At 64.3% G+C, this 18061-nt stretch carries 17 protein-coding genes; 5 read left to right on the top strand and 12 right to left on the bottom strand.

What is annotated here, in order from left to right:
• Positions 1-3 precede the first annotated feature (3 nt).
• Together ASD76_RS00580 and ASD76_RS00585 are read left to right on the top strand one after the other, a co-directional pair.
• A complete protein-coding gene (locus ASD76_RS00580) occupies positions 4-1794 on the top strand; it encodes an IlvD/Edd family dehydratase (RefSeq protein WP_055916980.1) in 1791 nt (596 codons plus the stop codon).
• Positions 1795-1819: 25 nt separating this feature from the next.
• On the top strand, positions 1820-3406 hold the full coding sequence (locus tag ASD76_RS00585; protein WP_055916983.1) for an alpha-N-arabinofuranosidase: 1587 nt from the start codon (positions 1820-1822) through the stop codon (positions 3404-3406).
• 46 nt (positions 3407-3452) lie between these two features.
• On the opposite strand, the gene ASD76_RS00590 is transcribed toward ASD76_RS00585, so the two are convergent.
• Positions 3453-4379, bottom strand: a complete 927-nt coding sequence (locus tag ASD76_RS00590; protein WP_055916986.1) for a Gfo/Idh/MocA family protein — start codon at positions 4377-4379, stop codon at positions 3453-3455.
• A gap of 2 nt (positions 4380-4381) precedes the next feature.
• Complete coding sequence (gene araD1 / locus ASD76_RS00595) at positions 4382-5371, bottom strand: AraD1 family protein (protein ID WP_055916988.1); 990 nt, start codon at positions 5369-5371, stop codon at positions 4382-4384.
• A 156-nt stretch (positions 5372-5527) separates the two neighbouring features.
• Here araD1 and ASD76_RS00600 point away from each other — a divergent pair, with 156 nt between their 5' ends.
• Positions 5528-6268, top strand: a complete 741-nt coding sequence (locus ASD76_RS00600) for a FadR/GntR family transcriptional regulator (protein ID WP_055922739.1) — start codon at positions 5528-5530, stop codon at positions 6266-6268.
• Positions 6269-6478: 210 nt separating this feature from the next.
• The gene (locus ASD76_RS00605) at positions 6479-7909 is read left to right on the top strand and encodes a tannase/feruloyl esterase family alpha/beta hydrolase (protein WP_055916991.1); all 1431 of its coding nucleotides are present in this window, start codon (positions 6479-6481) and stop codon (positions 7907-7909) included.
• Between the two features lie 63 nt (positions 7910-7972).
• On the opposite strand, the gene ASD76_RS00610 is transcribed toward ASD76_RS00605, so the two are convergent.
• The 7 genes from ASD76_RS00610 to ASD76_RS00640 are packed head-to-tail and all read right to left on the bottom strand — an operon-like array spanning position 7973 to position 14259.
• Entirely contained in the window at positions 7973-8290 is a 318-nt protein-coding gene (locus ASD76_RS00610; RefSeq protein ID WP_156457490.1) for a hypothetical protein, read from the bottom strand.
• A gap of 53 nt (positions 8291-8343) precedes the next feature.
• The gene (locus tag ASD76_RS00615) at positions 8344-9648 is read right to left on the bottom strand and encodes an MFS transporter (protein ID WP_055916997.1); all 1305 of its coding nucleotides are present in this window, start codon (positions 9646-9648) and stop codon (positions 8344-8346) included.
• Entirely contained in the window at positions 9645-10148 is a 504-nt protein-coding gene (locus ASD76_RS00620) for a cupin domain-containing protein (RefSeq protein ID WP_055917000.1), read from the bottom strand. The genes ASD76_RS00615 and ASD76_RS00620 overlap by 4 nt, the downstream gene beginning before the upstream one ends.
• Positions 10145-10948, bottom strand: coding sequence for an acetoacetate decarboxylase family protein (locus ASD76_RS00625; RefSeq protein ID WP_055917003.1), 804 nt, complete (start codon positions 10946-10948; stop codon positions 10145-10147). Before ASD76_RS00625 ends, ASD76_RS00620 begins: the two co-directional genes overlap by 4 nt.
• Positions 10945-12000, bottom strand: coding sequence for an amidohydrolase family protein (locus ASD76_RS00630; RefSeq protein WP_082553536.1), 1056 nt, complete (start codon positions 11998-12000; stop codon positions 10945-10947). The genes ASD76_RS00625 and ASD76_RS00630 overlap by 4 nt, the downstream gene beginning before the upstream one ends.
• The gene (locus ASD76_RS00635; RefSeq protein ID WP_055917007.1) at positions 11997-13286 is read right to left on the bottom strand and encodes a fumarylacetoacetate hydrolase family protein; all 1290 of its coding nucleotides are present in this window, start codon (positions 13284-13286) and stop codon (positions 11997-11999) included. Before ASD76_RS00635 ends, ASD76_RS00630 begins: the two co-directional genes overlap by 4 nt.
• Positions 13276-14259, bottom strand: a complete 984-nt coding sequence (locus ASD76_RS00640) for an MBL fold metallo-hydrolase (RefSeq protein WP_055917010.1) — start codon at positions 14257-14259, stop codon at positions 13276-13278. Before ASD76_RS00640 ends, ASD76_RS00635 begins: the two co-directional genes overlap by 11 nt.
• A 111-nt stretch (positions 14260-14370) precedes the next feature.
• On the opposite strand from ASD76_RS00640, the gene ASD76_RS00645 reads away from it, so the two are divergent.
• Positions 14371-15033: a TetR/AcrR family transcriptional regulator gene (locus tag ASD76_RS00645; protein ID WP_055917012.1), complete on the top strand. Its 663-nt coding sequence runs from the start codon at positions 14371-14373 to the stop codon at positions 15031-15033.
• On the opposite strand, the gene ASD76_RS00650 is transcribed toward ASD76_RS00645, so the two are convergent.
• Genes ASD76_RS00650 through ASD76_RS00660 form a run of 3 tightly spaced genes read right to left on the bottom strand, consistent with a single transcriptional unit; the run spans position 15030 to position 18055 of the window.
• Positions 15030-15992: a fumarylacetoacetate hydrolase family protein gene (locus tag ASD76_RS00650; protein WP_055917015.1), complete on the bottom strand. Its 963-nt coding sequence runs from the start codon at positions 15990-15992 to the stop codon at positions 15030-15032. The genes ASD76_RS00645 and ASD76_RS00650 overlap by 4 nt on opposite strands.
• An 8-nt stretch (positions 15993-16000) precedes the next feature.
• Positions 16001-17119, bottom strand: coding sequence for an FAD-dependent oxidoreductase (locus ASD76_RS00655; protein WP_055917018.1), 1119 nt, complete (start codon positions 17117-17119; stop codon positions 16001-16003).
• Positions 17120-17146: 27 nt separating this feature from the next.
• Positions 17147-18055 (bottom strand): VOC family protein, encoded by a 909-nt coding sequence (locus ASD76_RS00660; protein ID WP_055917021.1) that lies wholly within the window; start codon positions 18053-18055, stop codon positions 17147-17149.
• Positions 18056-18061: the final 6 nt, after the last annotated feature.

The following is an 18061-nucleotide window of genomic DNA, read 5'->3' on the forward strand; positions in this document are numbered from 1 at the left end:
TCAATGACCGACCGCAAAGAGCTGCGCTCCCGCGCCTGGTTCGACAATCTCGACAACGTCGACATGACGGCGCTCTACCTCGAGCGCTATCTCAACTTCGGGCTGAGCCTTGAGGAGTTGCGCTCGGGCCGTCCGATCATCGGCATCGCGCAGACCGGATCCGACCTGAGTCCCTGCAACCGGCACCACCTGGTTCTGGCGGAGCGCGTGCGCGAGGGCATCCGCGAAGCTGGGGGGATTGCAATCGAGTTCCCGGTGCATCCGATCCAGGAGACCGGCAAGCGCCCGACCGCCGGCCTTGATCGCAACCTCGCCTACCTGGCGCTTGTCGAGGTGCTCTACGGCTACCCTATCGACGGTGTGGTGCTGACCATTGGATGCGACAAGACCACGCCAGCGTGCCTGATGGCGGCTGCGACAGTCAACATTCCCGCCATAGCGCTGTCGGTGGGGCCGATGCTCAACGGCTGGCATCGCGGCCAGCGAACAGGGTCGGGTACGATCGTGTGGCAAGCGCGCGAGCAACTCGCGGCCGGGGAAATCGACGCCGAGGAGTTCATCCGCCTCGTTGCCTCGTCCGCCCCGTCGACTGGCTATTGCAACACGATGGGCACGGCGACGACGATGAACAGCCTGACCGAAGCCCTTGGGATGTCGCTGCCCGGCTCCGCGGCCATCCCCGCGCCCTATCGCGACCGGCAGGAGGTCGCCTATCGCACTGGCAAGCGCATTGTCGAAATGGTCGACGAAGACCTCAAGCCGTCGGATCTGCTGACGCGCGAGGCTTTCCACAACGCGATCCGGGTCAACTCGGCGATCGGAGGGTCGACCAACGCCCCGATCCACCTGGCCGCGATCGCCCGGCACATCGGGGTCGACCTGCCCATCAGCGATTGGCAGGAGGTCGGCCACGACGTGCCACTGCTCGTCAATCTCCAGCCTGCCGGCGAATTCCTCGGCGAAGACTACTACCGGGCCGGCGGGGTGCCTGCCGTGGTCAATCAGCTCATGCGGCGCGACTTGATCCACGAGGGGGCGTTGACCGCCAACGGACACAGCATCGGCGACAACTGCCGCAACGCTGCGATCGAAGACGATCAGGTGATCCGCCCCATCGACAATCCGCTGAAGGAGGCCGCCGGTTTCCTGGTGCTGCGGGGGAACCTGTTCGACTCGGCAATCATGAAGACGAGTGTGATCTCGCCTGAATTCCGCGCTCGCTATCTCTCGAACCCTGACGACCCCGACGCCTTCGAAGGCCCGGTGGCAGTGTTCGACGGGCCCGAGGATTATCACACCCGCATCGACGATCCGGCGCTGGGGATCACGACCGAGACGCTACTGATCATGCGCGGGGCCGGACCCATCGGCTACCCCGGTTCAGCCGAGGTCGTGAACATGCGGCCGCCGAGCTATCTGCTCGCGCAGGGCGTGCACAGCCTGCCGTGCCTCGGCGATGGACGCCAATCGGGCACAAGTGGCAGCCCTTCGATCCTCAACGCCTCGCCAGAGGCGGCGGCGATGGGTGGGCTTGCGCTACTTCAGGATGGCGATCGGGTGCGCATCGATTTGAAGGCGGGGACCGCGAACATGCTGGTCTCCGATGAAGAGCTCGCGCGACGTCGGGCGGAACTCGAAGATGACGGCGGGTACGGCTTCCCGGCGGCGCAGACCCCCTGGCAGGAAATCCAGCGTGCGCTGGTGGGCCAGATGGAGGGCGGGGCGATCCTCGAAGGCAGCGAACAATATCAGCGGATCGCCCAGACGCGCGGCCTTCCGCGCGACAGCCACTGACCGGTTTGAGAAAGGGGAGAGTACAGTGAAGAAGAGGTTCCTGGCCGGCGCAGTCATAGCCCTGTCGATCCTGGGCACGCCAGCTGCGGCGCAACGCTCGGACAATGCCACAACGATTACGATCGACGCCGCGAAGCAAGGCGCGAAGATCGACCGCAACATCTTCGGCCAGTTCGCCGAACATCTCGGTACCGGGATCTACGGCGGTGTCTGGGTCGGTCCGGATTCGACGATCCCCAACGTGCGCGGAATTCGCAGCGACGTTGTCGCTGCACTGCGCGCAATCCACGTACCGAACGTGAGGTGGCCCGGCGGCTGCTTCGCCGACGAATACCATTGGCGAGACGGCATCGGCGATCCGGCAAAGCGCGGGGTCTCGGTGAACTGGAACTGGGGCGGCGCGACCGAGAACAACGCGTTCGGTACGCACGAGTTCTTCGATTTCGCCAACCAAATTGGCGCGGATGCCTACGTCTCGGTCAACGTCGGCTCAGGTACAATCAAGGAAGCGTCGGATTGGATCGCCTACATAACGGCCGATGACCGCACCACCGCTGGGCAAGAGCGCGCGGCAAACGGCCAGCGCGAGCCGTGGACGGTCAAGTTCCTCGGCATCGGCAACGAGAGCTGGGGCTGCGGCGGCAATATGCGCCCGCAGTACTACACCGATCAGCTGAAACCCTACGCCCGTTTCGTGCGCAGCTTCCACCCGAACCAACAAGCCGCTCCCAATACCATGCAGCGCATCGCCGTCGGTCCAAGCGATGGCGATCCGGCCTACACCGAGGGGGTGATGAAGGCCTGGAGCGAGAAGGACTGGAGCTGGGACATCGAAGGCCTCTCGCTCCATTCCTACACCGTGGTTCGATGGCCGCCGGCCTACGACAGCGTGAATTTCGGCGAACAGGAGTACGCGGAGCTGACCCAAGCGACCCTGCGGATGGAAGACCACCTCAAGACGCATTCGGCGATCATGGACAAGTACGATCCCGAGAAGAAAGTTGGGCTAATTGTCGACGAGTGGGGCGTGTGGCTGGCGAAGCTGCCGGGCACGCAGGAAGGCTTCCTGCAGCAGCAGAACTCGCTGCGCGACGCGATGATCGCGGCGCTCAACTTCAATATCTTCGCGCGCCATGCCGACCGGGTCCGCGGGGCAAACATCGCGCAGATGGTCAACGTGTTGCAGGCGATGATCCTGACCGATGGTGAGAAAATGCTGCTCACCCCCACCTATTACATCCACCAGATGTACCTGCCGTTCCAGGACGCCACTCTCCTGCCAGTGTCGTTCAACGCAGGTGAGTATCGCCAAGGCACGGTAGTGCTGCCGCATGTCGATGTGGTCGCGGTTCGGGCGAATGATGGAAAGCTGTGGTTGTCGCTGGTGAATCTCGATCCGAACCGGCAAGCGAGCATTGAGGTCGAAGTCCCGGGCGTCGCAGCTCGCGGTGCTTCGGGCACGGTGTTGACCGCGCCGCAAGTCAACTCGGTGAACACCTTTGCAGCGCCGAACACGGTGGTGCCGAGACCGTTCTCCGCGCGGGCGAACGGCGGCACATTGACGATCGAGCTTCCCGCGAAGTCGGTGGCGATGCTCGCGATCGAACAGTAACTGCGGAGCCGGGTGGCGTGGCGTTGGCGCGCCGCCCGCGCTTCTCTTAATCGAAGAAGGGATCGGTGCGGATCGTTCGCCCGCGCAGGAACGCGTCGGCGACGAGGCGGAGAGGATCGGTGTCGAACTCACTCTCACCGTTTCGAACCAAGTCCGAAAAGCGGGCGTAGAGCGCCGGATATTCCCCGTTCTTGCCTTGGTGCAACTCGGACGGAAGGCTCAGCTTCGCGCCGCCTTCGGACAGCTTGAGCGGGCCAGCGTCCGTGTCGATCCGGATGTCCCAAGTCTGCGGGCCGGTCTGCCGCCAGTCCAGGTCAACCGCAATCCCGGCTCCCGCAGCGTCCTGCAGCGATAGCCGGGCCGCGATGGGAGCGTCGCGGTTAGCGGGGAATTCTAGCTCCGCATCGGTCAAATCGAGCGGCTGCGGGAGGATGTGAGTGGCGATCGACAGTGCGTTGATCCCCGGATCGAATACGCCAAACCCACCCGCCCGCCAGATCCAGTCTTGCCCAGGGTGCCAAGTACGCACGTCTTCGCGCCAGACGATGGTGGCGCCCAAGACCTGGCGGTTCGCGAGCCAGGCGCGAGCGGTGGCGACACCTGCCGCGAAACGCGAATGCCAGCCAGCGAATACGGTGGCGCCTTTGCTTCGTGCCAGATCAGCAAGCCATTCAGCCTCCGAAAGGTTGACGGCTGGCGGCTTCTCCAGAAGGACGTACACCCCGTGATGAAGTGCGGTCGCCGCTAGCTTGCCGCGGATTTGCGGGGGGGTGCAAATCGCCACGGCGTCGAGGCCCATCTCGGAGGCGAGCAGCGCTTCGAGGTTATCGAACGCCGGAACGCCTACAACCGAAGCGCCGTCGGCACTGGCCGTGGCCACGAGAGCGAAGTCCCCATTTTTCATGATCGCCGGGAGATGCTGGTCACGAGCAATCTTGCCGAGGCCGACGATGGCCAGTCGAATGGGTTCCATCGTCACAGGCTCCGTACCGAAACGTCGGTCGGCCCCGCGATCGCAAGCGGATTGCGCAACGGCAGCGCGAAGGGCGCTGCCTCGATTTCGAACACATCGCCTGGCTGGGTCTGGATGCCCTCGCTGAACGAGAGCGTTGCGGTGCCGAAGAAATGGACGTGGATGTCTCCGGGCCGGCGGAACATCGGATACTTGAAGTGATGATGCTCAAGGTTGGCGATCGTGTGCGACATGTTCGCCTCGCCCGATAGGAACGGCTTCTCCCAGATCACCGCATCACCGCGCCGGATCCGGCTGGTACCGCGCACATCTGCCGGAAGCTCTCCTACCAGCAGCTCCGGGCCGAGCGCAGCCGGCCGAAGCTTTGAGTGGGCCAGCCAGAGATAGTTGTGGCGCTCTGTCAGATGGTCGCTGAACTCGTTGGCGATGCAGAACCCGAGGCGGAACGGCGTGCCGTCGGAGCCGATGAGGTAGATTCCGGCGAGCTCGGGTTCCTCGCCGCCGTCTCTGGCGAAGCTGGGCATCCTCAGAGGCGCGCCCGGCCCGACGACATGCGTACCGTTGCCTTTGTAGAACCACTCCGGCTGTTGGCCGACCTGGCCCGGAGCCGGCTTGCCGCCCTCCAGTCCCTCGAGAAACATCCGCATGGAGTCGGTGAGAGTCTCGCCGGCTGCGGCCGCGCGGTGCATCTTGTCGCGGCCCTCGGCGGATCCAAGATGGGTTAGGCCGGTTCCGGTAAGCAGCAGATGTGCCTCGTCGGCATGATCGATCGGTGCCATCAGGCGACCGGCAGCAAGCTCATCAGCCGGATCGACCGAGCCCTCGGTCCCTGCAGCGTCGACCATTTCCGCAAGGCCGATACCGCGCGCGATAGCCTCGGCAGCTAAGCTGCGCACATCGGCGAACCCTGCGACGAAGTGTGCTTCACCCTCTCGTGCGGCGATAACCCGGCGAACACTATCAGGCGCTCGATGCTGAAGCAGCGTGAGCATTCGAAACCTCCCCTAACCTATCTACCGATCGTGGAATTAGTCTGACATAATGCAAGGGAAATCAGCGCGGCGCTCGCGAATTTGCAAGGAGTACGCCGCGCGCCTAATCAGTCGGGCTGCAACCGTTGGGGGCGGACGTCGTTGGATACCGGGGAATTGCCAATCGAGCCTCAGGATCAGGATGAGCGCCGCTCGGAGCGTAGCACCGGCCGCCGGCTCCGTGGAGCTATCGCGCATTACCTTGGGACGGCCATTGTAAGCGGTGCCATCCGCCCCGGCGAACGACTGACCCCCGAAGTGGCCAATGCCGAAGCCCTGGACGTATCCCGCAGCGCCTATCGCGAGGCGGTTCAGGTGCTGACGGCCAAGGGGCTCGTCGAAAGCCGCACCAAGGCTGGAACGCGAGTGCTGCCACGCAACAGGTGGAACTTGCTTGATCCCGACGTGCTCGCGTGGGCCTTTTCAGGCGAGCCGGACGCGGCCTTCATCCGCGATCTGTTCGAATTGCGCGCGATCGTCGAACCGGCTGCGGCGCGCCTTGCCGCCGCGCGTCGCGAGAAGGACGACATCAAAGCGCTGCGCGACGCGCTCGCCGGCATGCGCCGCCACACACTCGCCACGGAGGCCGGAAGAGCGGCCGACCGCGACTTCCACGATGCGCTCCTCCGCGCGACGCACAACGATGCCTTGATCACGCTCAGTGCCAGCGTTGGCGCGGCCGTAAACTGGACCACCCAATTCAAGCAGCGAACCCGCGCCCTGCCGCGCGATCCGGTTCCCGACCACGCGCGCGTCAGCGATGCGATTGCAGCGGGCGATCCCGATGCCGCCGAAGCAGCCATGCGGACGCTCGTCGATCTGGCGCTTGAGGACACGCGCAACGCGATGGAGAATTAACCCAAGGGGGGGATCCAACGAATGAGGCGATCAAGGGGGTTCTTGCTCGCAACGGGGTTGGCGCTTTCGGCAAATGCCGTCGCCGTACCTGGTGCAAGTCCGTCGCTCGCTCGGGTTGAACCAGGAGCGAAGGAGAGGTGCGCGTCACTGGCGCGGCTGGCTCGCGCTGACTTGGTTTTCCAGAGTGCGGAGTGGGTTGAAGCCGGTCCTGTGCCCAACGCCAGTGACAGGATCCTGCCGGCGCATTGCCTCGTAAAGGCGACGATCGGTCCGCGCACTGGCGTAGGAGGGCGCGAGTTCGGGATTGGCTTCGAGCTTCGCCTGCCCCTGGATTGGTCGGGACGCTTCATGTTCCAAGGTGGCGCCGGGCTCGATGGCATTGTCAGCCCCGCCATTGGCACGGTGCCCAATTCTGCTGGCCCGCCGGCCTTGATGCGCGGATTTGCCGTCGTTTCCACGGATGCGGGGCACAAGGGTTCGCCGGTCGACGCAAGCTTCGGTCTCGATCAGCAGGCACGCATTGATTACGCGTACAACGGCCTCGCCCAAGTGACGCGCGAAGCGAAGGCTCTGCTCGCGGCGTTTTACGGTACACCGGCCACGAAGTCCTACTTCATCGGTTGCTCGAACGGAGGGCGGCAAGCGCTCATGGCCTCGCAGCGTCTGCCGAGGGAGTTCGACGGTATTGTGGCCGGTGATCCTGCGATGAGCTTTTCGCGACTGGCACTCGGCGAAGTCTGGAACATGCAGGTGATCGCGCGCATCGCCCCGCGGGACGATGCGGGCCGACCGATCTACGCCAAGGCATTCTCGCAATCCGACCTCGCGCTGGTCCGCCAGACGGTGCTCGACCAGTGCGACGGACTGGATGGCCTCAAGGACGGCATGATCAACGACTGGCAGCGTTGCGGCTTCCGGCCAATGGAGCTGACGTGCGCGGGGGGCAAGACAGACCAATGCCTGACGAGCGGTCAGGTCGGTGTGTTGGAAGAACTGATGGCGGGTCCTCGCGATGCCGCGGGACAGCATCTCTATGGCCCGTTCACTTACGACACCGGGATAGCGTCGACCGCGTGGCGCGGGATGCGTCTCGGCACATCGGAAACCGGTCAGCCGAACTCTGCGGATTCGATACTAGGGCTGGGCCAGTTCCGGAATCTGCAGCTCACTCCGCCTGACGCCGCATGGGATCCACTGGCGCCCTACGACATCGAGGATCTGTTGCGGAGGATCCGCTACCAGGGCGGGATCGGTGACGCGGACAGCCCGTTCCTGTCGACCTTCGCCCAGTCGGGCAAGATGATCGTGTACAACGGGATGTCAGACCAGGGCATTGCAACACCGCACATCGTGCGCTGGTATGAGGACATGGTTGCCGCGACCGGAGAGCCTGGCCGGGAAGCCGTTCGCTTCTTCGGCATTCCTGGAATGCTTCACTGCGGCGGGGGCGAGGCGAACGACAAGTTCGAAATGCTCGACGCGATCGTCGACTGGGTGGAGCAAGGACGTGCGCCTGACCGCATTGTGGCAGTCGGGGAGGCCTTTCCGGGCGTTTCGAGGCCCCTGTGCCCGCATCCGCTCGTCGCGCGCTACGAAGGCGGAGATCCCAACAGTGCCAACAGCTTCACCTGCCGCAAATAGATCGCGCTACAAGCAGACGACCGCGTCGCTGACCTCGAAAAAAGGCCCGGGCCTGGCCTTGGCTTATTTAGCCGGAATCTTGTCAAACTCGGCCTGAATCTTTGCCAGATTGGCGTCGTTCAGTTCCTCCGGCTCGTATTGCTGGATAGCCGCCAGTGTGAGGTCGCGACCAAGGGTCTGGAACATCTCGTTGGCGAAGGACTTGGGGATAAGGCGCTTGAGAATTTCTGCTGCTGCCGGATCATCGAGCAGCTTGCCGACCTTTGTCTCGGTCACCGAATAATGCGCAGCCGTGGCATCTTGGGCCATGGCGGTGGGCGCGACAACGGATGTCGCGAGACCTGCAGCAGCGAGTGACAATCCGTAGAAAACGTCACGCATTTCGTCTCTCCCCAAGTTCAGATCGCGGACGACCTCCGCAGTTATTCCCTCTCCTAGGAATTAATCGTCGCACTCGCAAGTGATTCAGCTTGCGCTCGCACGGTCGAAACCCTTGCCGCGACGATGAAGGCTGTTCCAATGAGCGGCGCTACCGCCATGGCCGCGATCCCATAGCGCAGGCTTTCCTCGCCCAGGGTGGGGTTGAGGTAGTCGCTGAGAACCCCGACGATGAATGGTCCGAGGGTGCTGCCGATGAGCCCAGCAGCTGCGAGCATCACTGTAGCGGTTAGCCCGCGATCGCCAGGGGCTGCGGCGTCGACTGCGAAGTTGATGCTTGGGATGATTGCACAGGCGAGCAGGAAGTTCATCAGAGCTGCGCTGGCCATTGCGAGGGACAGGGAAGGCAGGAAGGCAAAGCCGAGCACGCAAGGCACCGAGAGCGGCAGTGTGACGATGGGGAGCCACAGCGTCGCAGCGGCCGAACCCGTACGCCGACGGACCGCGTCGGCGAGGAACCCGGCAAAGAGCGTTCCCGTGATTCCCCCGATCCCGACTGCGGGACCGATAGCCACACCGACTTGTGCCAGCGGAACATCGTGCGAGCGTTGCAGGAAGGCGGGGCCCCAGGCTGCGAGGACCGAGGTCAGCATTCCGGCGATGCCGTAACCGACCACAAGGCGTGCGAGCCCTGGCGAGTGCCAAAGACGTTGCAGGCCTTGCGACAAGTCGGCGAAGGTCCCGGACGGAGCGGCTGGCTGTGCATCCTTCCCCCGCGCCGGCTCCGTTGCTGTGGCGAGCATGATAAGAGCAAGCACGACGCCAACGGCGCCTGCCCAGAAGAACATCGCCCGCCAGCCGATCGCAGCCGCGAGCACGCCCGCAGCGATCGCGCCTCCGACGATGCCGATGAAGGCGCTCGACTGGAATACCGCCACCGCACGCCCCCGCGCCTGGGCGCGGAACAGATCGGGGATCAAAGACATCGCGGCCGGGAAGGCCGTCGCCTCGCCGATACCGACCCCGATCCGGGCGATGGCGAGGGTCGCGAAGTCGGTCGCCAACCCGGTCGCGGCGGTGGCGATCGACCACCCCGCGATGCCGAAAGCGAGAATTCGCGTACGGTTGCCCCTGTCGATCAACCGCGCCAGAAACAGGCCACCGACGAGGTTGAACACTGTGAAGAACAACCCGTTGGCAAGCGATATTTGAGTGTCCGACAACGAGAGTTCGCCGCGAACCTGCTCGGTCACCAGGCCGAGCAACCCACGGTCGCCTGCATTGAGGATGTTGGCGAGGAACAGCAGGAAGAGCACCCAGACGGCGGTGCGCCGGGATACCGAGGGGGCGTCCTCGTTCATGGGATGATCGCCGCTGTATCTACGATCTGCGCCAACGGCTCGGCAAACGCGGCGTCGATCAGCACGAAGACCACCCTCGCTACTTCGCCGGACCGGTTTTCCCACGCGTGATCGGTCCCCCGCTGAACAACCACGTCGCCCTTGCGCAGGGTCGTCTCGCTGTCGCTGAGGATCAGCACGACCTCTCCCTCGAGTACGATGCCGTAGTCGATAGTGCGGGTCCTGTGCATCGGGCTGCGCACGCCGCCGGCTCTGGCGGGCTGGAAATCGATCACGCGAATGATGCTGCCACCGCGTCCGGCGGGTCCAATCGAAGTGTAGCCGGAGACAGGCTCGCCATTGGGGATGAGGTCGAGCGGTTCGGACGCTGCGGTCGTTGACCATACCTCGTCGAAGCGGGCGCCGGGAAGGTCCCTGACGAGCGGCACCGGCGCATCTGACACAATGACCGAACGCCCGTCAGGTGCGTGACCGGTAACGATGCGCCGGGTGCGGTTCATCGCAGGATCCTCTGCTCGCTGACGTCTGATCCGCCGGACGTCTTGAGGCGCACGGCCGGTCCGAAGTCGTGCAGCGGCAGCGCGGCCAGGACGTTCACGATCGGATATTGTGTCGGCATGTCTTCCCACCTCGCGCTGGCAAAGGAAAAGCGGCCTGAGCCCAGTTGGCAGGACCGGATCTCCGGCACTGGTGGGCCGGGTTCAACGGCGGTCATCTGGTCGATCTCCGCGGTGCCCCATTCGCCGGTTCGCGGGATGTATTTGCGGAAGATCATCGGAGCCGCGGCCGACGCCGGCGGTGCGATCGGCTCTAAGTTCTCGGCTCCGAACTGTAGAAATTCGAAGCCGCCCCATCGTGCCGAACCTGTCAGGCCTGAACCAGTGTCATAAGGCTGCGGGATATCGGCAAAGATCTTCGGCCATCCGAGCTCCTCGCGCCCCGTGAGGATCGGATCGGCCATGTTCTCCCAGACAACCGGCACGAAGTGGCCCGTGAGCTGCTGCTCGCCATTCCAGCGCGCGGGAATGCGGACCATGACGATGTTGTAGCCTCGCCCGGCGAGCCAGCCGATATCACTCAACACGGTCACGACGATTTCCAGCCTCGGTTCGCCGACCAGCGTCATCCGGTCAGGAAGGAGTGCGGCCAAGGGCTCGGCATCGGTGACGGCCGAAAGGACGAGCGAGGTTGCCTTCTTGTCGAAACGGCGGTGACGCTGCGAGGCTGGTAGGTTGCGCGGCCCGGGGGCCGGGCCAAACCCGACCGGCATTCGAAACATCGGGCCGAGCGGATCGCTCAATCCACGCGTTCCAGACCAAGCAGCCCCGCTGCATTTAGGCCCAAGATGCCCGCCTTGTCCTCTTCCGATAACCGGTCGTGAAATCCGACCGGGTCAGGTTCGGACATGTCGAAGGGGTAGTCGGTACCGAGGCACAGCCGGTCGGCGCCATGTGTACGCACGAGACTGTCGAGCTGGTCCTTGTCAAACACCAGCGTGTCGAGCCACAGCTTGCGCAGATAGCTCGAAGGTTCGTGCCGGCAGTGTTCGGAACAATCAGCGCGTGCGCGCCAGCCGTGGTCCATGCGACCCCAGTAGCCAGGCATGTAACCTCCGCCGTGGGCGACACAGATCTTCAGCCCGGGGTAGGCGTCGAGCACGCCGCCGAAGATTAGGTGGCCGATCGCGAGCGTGGATTCGAGCGGATTGCCGATGAGGTTGTTGAAGTAATACTCGCTCATCCGCGCCGCGTGGGTGAATCCCAACGGATGGATGAAGATCAGCACGCCGAGTTCCTCTGCGGCGGCCCAGAAGGGGCGCAGATCCTCGGCGTGGAAGTCCTTGCCGTTGACGTTGGAACTGATCTCGATTCCGCGCAGGTCGAGATCCTTCACGCACCGGCGCATCTCGGCCACTGCCATTTCGGCATTTTGCAGGGGCACGGAGCCCATGCCGATCAGGCGGTCGGGGTGCTGGGCGACAGCGGCGGCCATGCCGTCGTTCACGACGCGCGCGGCATCGCGTCCGGTCTCGGGGTCGGTGAAGTAGAAATACTGACCCGGGCTGGGTGAGATTGCCTGAACGTCGATCCCTAGCCGGTCCATGTCGGCGAGGCGCGTGTCGAGCGTGTTGAGCGTGCGGCCCATCTGGGCGAACTGCGCGCGGTTCACTTCCGAGGTCTTGGCACTTGTGAAATCGTTGATCCCCGGCGGCGGGCCTGGATACTTGGCTTGCACGATGGCGTCGGCGGCCGGAATGCCGAGATGGCAGTGGATGTCGACCACGAGGTGCTTGCCGCGCGCCTTGACCGGGATTGGCTTGCGGTCGCCGCAGGTGAAGACCTCGACGCTCACGCCGCGGTCCTCGCGGGAGCGATCGTCCCGGCGCAGGGGCCGAACCCAATGGGCACATACCCTTCTGCAACCGCCTTGGCCCGCAGAGTCAGGGTATCGCCGTCCTCGAGCATGACGCGCTCCGTGCCGTCGGGCAGAATCAGGCATTCCTTACCCAGCTTGGTGATCTCGACCAGGCAGGCGCGCGCCTCGTCGGCCGCGCCGGAGACGGTTCCGGTGGCAATTAAGTCGCCAACATCGAGCGGGGCGCCGCCCGAAGCCTGATGGGTGACCATTTGCGCGAGCGTCCAGAACAATTCGGCCACGTTGGTTTGCACGATCGTGTGCGGACCGTTGCCAGTATCGAGCTCGGCAGTGAGTTCGACGTTCAGCCCACCTGCCTGACGGTCGAAAGGATCGTTCAGATAAGCGGGCACGTCCGGCTCGTCCCCAGTGCGGCCACGACCGGCCACCCGGAACGGAGCGAGTGCCTCCATCGTCACCACCCACGGCGAGATCGTCGTCAGGAAGCTCTTGCCTAGGTGCGGGCCGAGCAACATCTCGTAGAACTGGATGGCGCGGGCCGACCAGTCGTTGACCAGGCAGCAGCCGAACAGAATCTCTTCGGCACGGGCCATGCCGACCGTTTCGGCCAGCGCGTTTACCGGCCCGCCTAGCCAGGCGCCGAACTCGAGTTCGAAGTCGAGCATCGGCTCGGCCGCCACGACCATCTCGCTAGTGCCGGGTGGCACAACCTGTCCGACAGGCCGCACTACAGGCGTGCCCGAAACGGCAACCGAACTGGCGCGGCCGTTGTATGCGACCGGAAGGGTGGCCCAGGCAGGCATCGGCGGGCGGCCGCCATTAGCAGCCATACGCAGGATGTGATCCGCCGAGGTGCAGAAGTCGGTGAACGCCGTCGGCTTGGCCGGCATCAGGAGTTTGGCGCCGCTCATCGGTACGAGCGCGGCCTCGGCGGCCCTTTGGTCGCCCGCTCCGCCCATCCTATAGACGTCGGACAGTGCCGCCCGCAGCGCCGAGACATCCTGACGCGCACAGGCGAACAGCGGAAGCAGGCTCTCGCCGCAGGCAGCTTCGGCGGCCGGTCCCGAGATCGTGTTTGCTCTGAGCAGCGCCGTCAGGTCGACGATCTGGTCGCCCAACGCCACGCCACCGCGCGCGCCCTTGCCGTCGTCGAACACTCCGAACGGCAGGTTCTGGATCGGAAAGTCGGTGCCCTCGGCGTTGGCGCTATCGACCCAGCTCCGGCGCGCGGGATCGTGCGTGGCATTGAGCTCAGTGGGCATGACCGCATCCGTGCTTGGCGTGATGCTCTTTCCGGTAGCGGTTCATCTCCGCGAACAGGACCGGCGGTGGGGCATGCGGCAGGTCCGGATCCCAGCCCTTGTAGAGCGAGAAGACATTGGCCACGACGCGTTCGCTATCGGTCCAGTGGGCATATTCCTTTATCGGGATGTCGCGCGCCGCTTCGCGCCAATCCATCCCGGCTTCGAACCGACCGCGTGCCTCGCGGCGCAAGTGCTCGAAATAGCCCTTCATCGTGCGCACGTTCTCGACATCGCAGATGGGCCCATGCCCCGGAACGACGACTTTGGGATCGAGTGCGATGATGTGATCGCAGGCAGCGATCCAGTTATCGAACGGTCCGGCCCATACGATCGGATGCCCCTCGTTGAACATCAGATCACCGGTAAAGACCGTGCGATCTTCGAGGACGTGGGCGATCGTATCGGATTCGGTGTGGGCCGGACCCAGATCGGTCAGCTCGACAGTCTTGTCTCCGACCTTGAGCGTCATCGCATTCTCGAACGTGCGTGTCGGCAGGGCCAGTTCGTCCACTCCGCTGAAATCGAAATAGCGGCCCATGGTCTCAAACAGGAATTCGCCCGCTTCGCCCATGTTCTCCCAGTTGGCCGACAGATTGGCGAGTGCTTGCGGGTTGAACCCTTCCATCTCGTGACGGGTCTTGGCGGTTGCGATGATCTCGGCCCCTTCGACCACGCCGTTGCCGAAGAAGTGATCGGGATTGGCATGGGTGTTCATGACCATGTCGATCCGCTCGCCGCCCGGAACCCGGGCAAACGCAGCAAGCATGTCGCGCGTCAGGGGAACACTCATCAAGGTATCGATCAACAGGGTCTGGCCCGCCGAGGTTACCAGGCCCGCATTCGACCATCCCCAGGTACCGTCGGGCTGGATGTAACCGTAAGTCCCGTCGGCGATCTCGTGCACGCCCTGCCGGAAAGGCCAATTTGCCATCTTGCGTTCTCTCCCTGGCGGTAACACTACTCACTTATTTCCGGTCGACAAGAATATTCTATCTCTCCGAAATGGTTGTAGCCGCGCTGCGCAGCGAGTAGCACCGCGCCGATGGGAAAAGGCCAGGGCCAGCCAGTAAAATCAGCGGCGAAGCTCGCCTCGCGGGGCAAGGGCCGTCCGACGGCGTCAGCGGCGGGCGTGGGGCGTGAGGCCTTGATCGACGCGGCGCGCGCGCTGTTGCAGGAGCTTCCCCCCGCTCAGGTGACAAGCACCGCCATAGCTCGCAAGGCGAACGCGGATCCTGCCTTGGTGCGCTACTACTTCGGCAACCGCGAGAACCTGCTGTTCGAGGTCGCCAAGCAGATCGGCGAGGAGTCCAACCGACCGCTACCGCCTGGCGACCCTCTCGTTCTACTCGAAGACATGATCCGCGGCACGTTCCGCTTCACGCGCTCGGCCAAGCACATGCAGCGGCTGATGATCGAGGAACTGGATTCCGCGTCCTCGCCCGAAGTTCGCGAAAAGATGCGCGAATGGAACAGGAACCCAGTCGCCAATTATGCCCGCATCCTCGAGTTCGACGATAAGGGCGAGCTGTGCGAGTTCGATCCGTTCTTCATGTACCTTGCGGTGGTCGGCATCAGCGACTTTTTCGTATCCGGCGCCCCGCTTATCGAGCTGCTCGTACCGCCGGGCACCAGCAAGGACGACCTCGCCAAGCGTTACGAGGATTTCGTCGTCCGCCTGGTCACGGATGGCGTGCGCAAGCGTTAGGGCTTTTCGGCCACGCACACGTTGCGCTGTGTCCCCAGACCCGAAATCGTCGCTTCCATCACGTCGCCCGGCTTGAGAAAGACGCCGAAGGCCGAACCGTTGCCATAGGGCGAGCCGGTGCAGATCAGGTCGCCGGGCTCAAGCACCACACGGCTCGAAAGGTAGGCAATCTGCCGTTCGATCGAGGCCATCATGTCGGCGGTCGTCTCGTCTTGATAGACCTTGCCGTTGACCGACAATTTCATCGCCAGATCATAAGGATCGGCGACGCAGTTTCTCGGCACGATCATCGGCCCAAATGGCAGAAAGGTCGGGAAGCTCTTGCCCGAGAGCCAGTCGGCTCCAATTGCCGATCCGTCGCGGCGGAAGATCAGTTCGCGCGCGGTAACGTCATTGACCACTGCGAAACCGGCGACGAACTCCATAGCCTCTGCCTCGCTCACGCGGTGAGCGCGGCGACCGATCACGACGCCCAGCTCAAGTTCCCAGTCGGGCTTTTCGACGTCGTACGGCAGGATCACCTCGTCACGTGGACCGATCACGCAGGCGGGGAGTTTCAGGAAGGCAAACGGCAGGGCTTTGGCGCGAGCGTCCATCATCGCCTCAACCCGTACCTTGAGTTCGGCGGGATCGACATCGTCGTGCTCGCTGGTCCGCATCGACGGATCGCCCATGATCAGGCCCACGACGTGCTTCTTGTAGTTCGCCCCGGTGCAGAAGACCTGCCCCGGCCGGTAGGGCATGCGGACGTCCGCCGCGGCGAGATCGCCGCCGGCGGCAAAAGCGCCGTCATCCGCGGCCCACGCACCGAGTTGCGCCGAGACCGCCTGCCAATCGCTTAGCAATGCCGGTAGATCGCGCTCTTCGCCCCAGCGCGACAGCGGTGCGAAGCGCTCGCCAGAAACGAGCACCACCTGCTCCGTGTCGTTCAAGGAAATAGTGGCAAGTCCGTAGGTCATGCGCCCTCTCAGTAAGGCTCGTGAAGCTTTTGCATCGTGCTGCCCAGCATGGCGTTAGCGTCGCGCTGGTCGCCGCCGGACATCTCGATCTCCCCGACGCGAACCGAATTCTCCACGACCATCCGCGCACGCTCGAAACGCCGCGCGGTGAAAGCGGTGAGCGCCGTCTCGAGATCGTCGTGACGCGCGATTTCCTCTGCCAGGACCAACCCATCCTCTACCGCCATGCCCGCTCCCGAAGCCATGTGAGGCGTCGTTGCGTGAACTGCGTCGCCGATCAGGACGACGCGGCCCCGATGCCACGGGGCGGGCAGCAGCAACCACTCCAGAGGGCGGTAATTGACCAGGGAATCCGATCCAAGGGCGGCGCGGACCTGTGGCACGTAGCCGCCGAACGGGGCCAGTAGGCCGGCTACGTGGTCCAATTGCTCTTCGGGCGCGAACCACGGGTTGTCGGGTACATGCTCGAGGATGAAAGCGTACATCCGGTCGTCGGAAATCGGATTGAAGCCCAGCTTGACCGGGCCGCCGAGAAACATTTCCGGACGATCGACTTCCGGCGGTCTTTGCGCGACGATCCGCCAGCAGCCCTGTCCGGTAAACTGCGGTGCGGACGCATCTGGGAACGTCTGCCGGCGTAGCTGCGAGAAGATGCCGTCGGCGGCGACCACCAAGTCGTAGCTTTCGCGCCTACCGTCGGGGAAGCCGACGTGCGCACCGGCCGCGTATTGTTCAACGGAGGTGATCTCGGCGCCAAGGGTCACGCGAATCCCTGCGTCGCGCACCTTGCGCGACATGATCTCGTGCAGGGCAGGGCGCATGATCCCGCCACTGCGCGCAATGGGTGGCGCGGTGTCGGGGATTGGTGGCGATTCCATGATGACGCTGCCATCGGCCGTGCGCAGTCGGATGCCACCACCGACGAAGCCTCTTCCCCGCACCTCTTCGAGAATCCCGAGATCGTCGAAGGCGCGCAGCGAAAGACCAGTCACGCTGATCCCGGCGCCATAGGCGCGCCAGTGCGGGTCGGCATCTACAAGCTCGACCTCCACGCCCTGCCGCGCGAGCGCGAGAGCCGCGCTCATTCCGCCGACGCCGCCGCCGACCACAAGGGCCTTGTCGATCATTGGTTCAGTCCTCTCACGCGCCGGCCGTCAGGCCGGGACCTGCCACAAGCCCTTGTCCGGAGTCATCTCCGCATGCGGCACGTTCCCCGTGATGATGCGGCCGGTGCCCCACTGGTCGATCGTGCTCGGTCCCGGCTGGTAGGTCTGTGGCTGCCAGGTGTCCTCGTCGACTTCCTCTAGGTCCGAGGTGTACTCGACCGCGTTGCCGTTGGGCGTGATGAAGTAACTGAAGGTGTTGTTCCCGGCGGTGTGCCGACCCGGCCCCCAACTCAGCTTGATCCCGTTCTCGTGCATGCGGGCGAGCCCGCGCATCAGTTCGTCGACCGAGCTCACGTCGAAGGCGATGTGGTTGAGTGCCGGCGGCCCTGGAAGGATCGCGACGCGGTGGTGCGCCGAGTTGCAGCGCAGGAAGACCATGAAGTCGCCGATCCAGTCGGACAGCCGGAAGCCGAGCGCCTTCTCGTAGAATTCGGCAAGGCCTCTGTGGTTCGGCGAATGAAACACCACGTGGCTGATCCCGATCGGGATCGCCTCACCCTTGTCGAGCTTGCGGAACGCGCGTGGCGTGGTGTCGCAGATCACCTCCATGGCGCGGCCGTCGGGGTCAAAGAAGCGGAAGGCAAAGCCGCCCGCGGGGCCCGTGGCCGGAGCGGGCTCGGAAATGATCTTCGCCCCGGCCGCCTTTACCTGCGCGAAAAGAGCCAGCACGTCGTCGCGTGAAGCGGCCGAGAAGCCGATCAGATCGGTCTTGCGCTCGGCATCCTCGCGCAGCACCAGCACGTAAGGATGCGGCATGCCTTCGGCCGCGAAGTAGGCGCTGCCATCCCGCTCAGCGACTTCGACCAGGCCCCACTTCTCGCCGAAGAACTCTCGCTCGGCGGCGAGATCGGGTACCGCGAGGGCGACGTATTGCAGGTCGGTTACGCTGACGGTCATTTGGTA

This window comes from Altererythrobacter sp. Root672, assembly GCF_001427865.1.
GTDB lineage: Bacteria > Pseudomonadota > Alphaproteobacteria > Sphingomonadales > Sphingomonadaceae > Croceibacterium_A.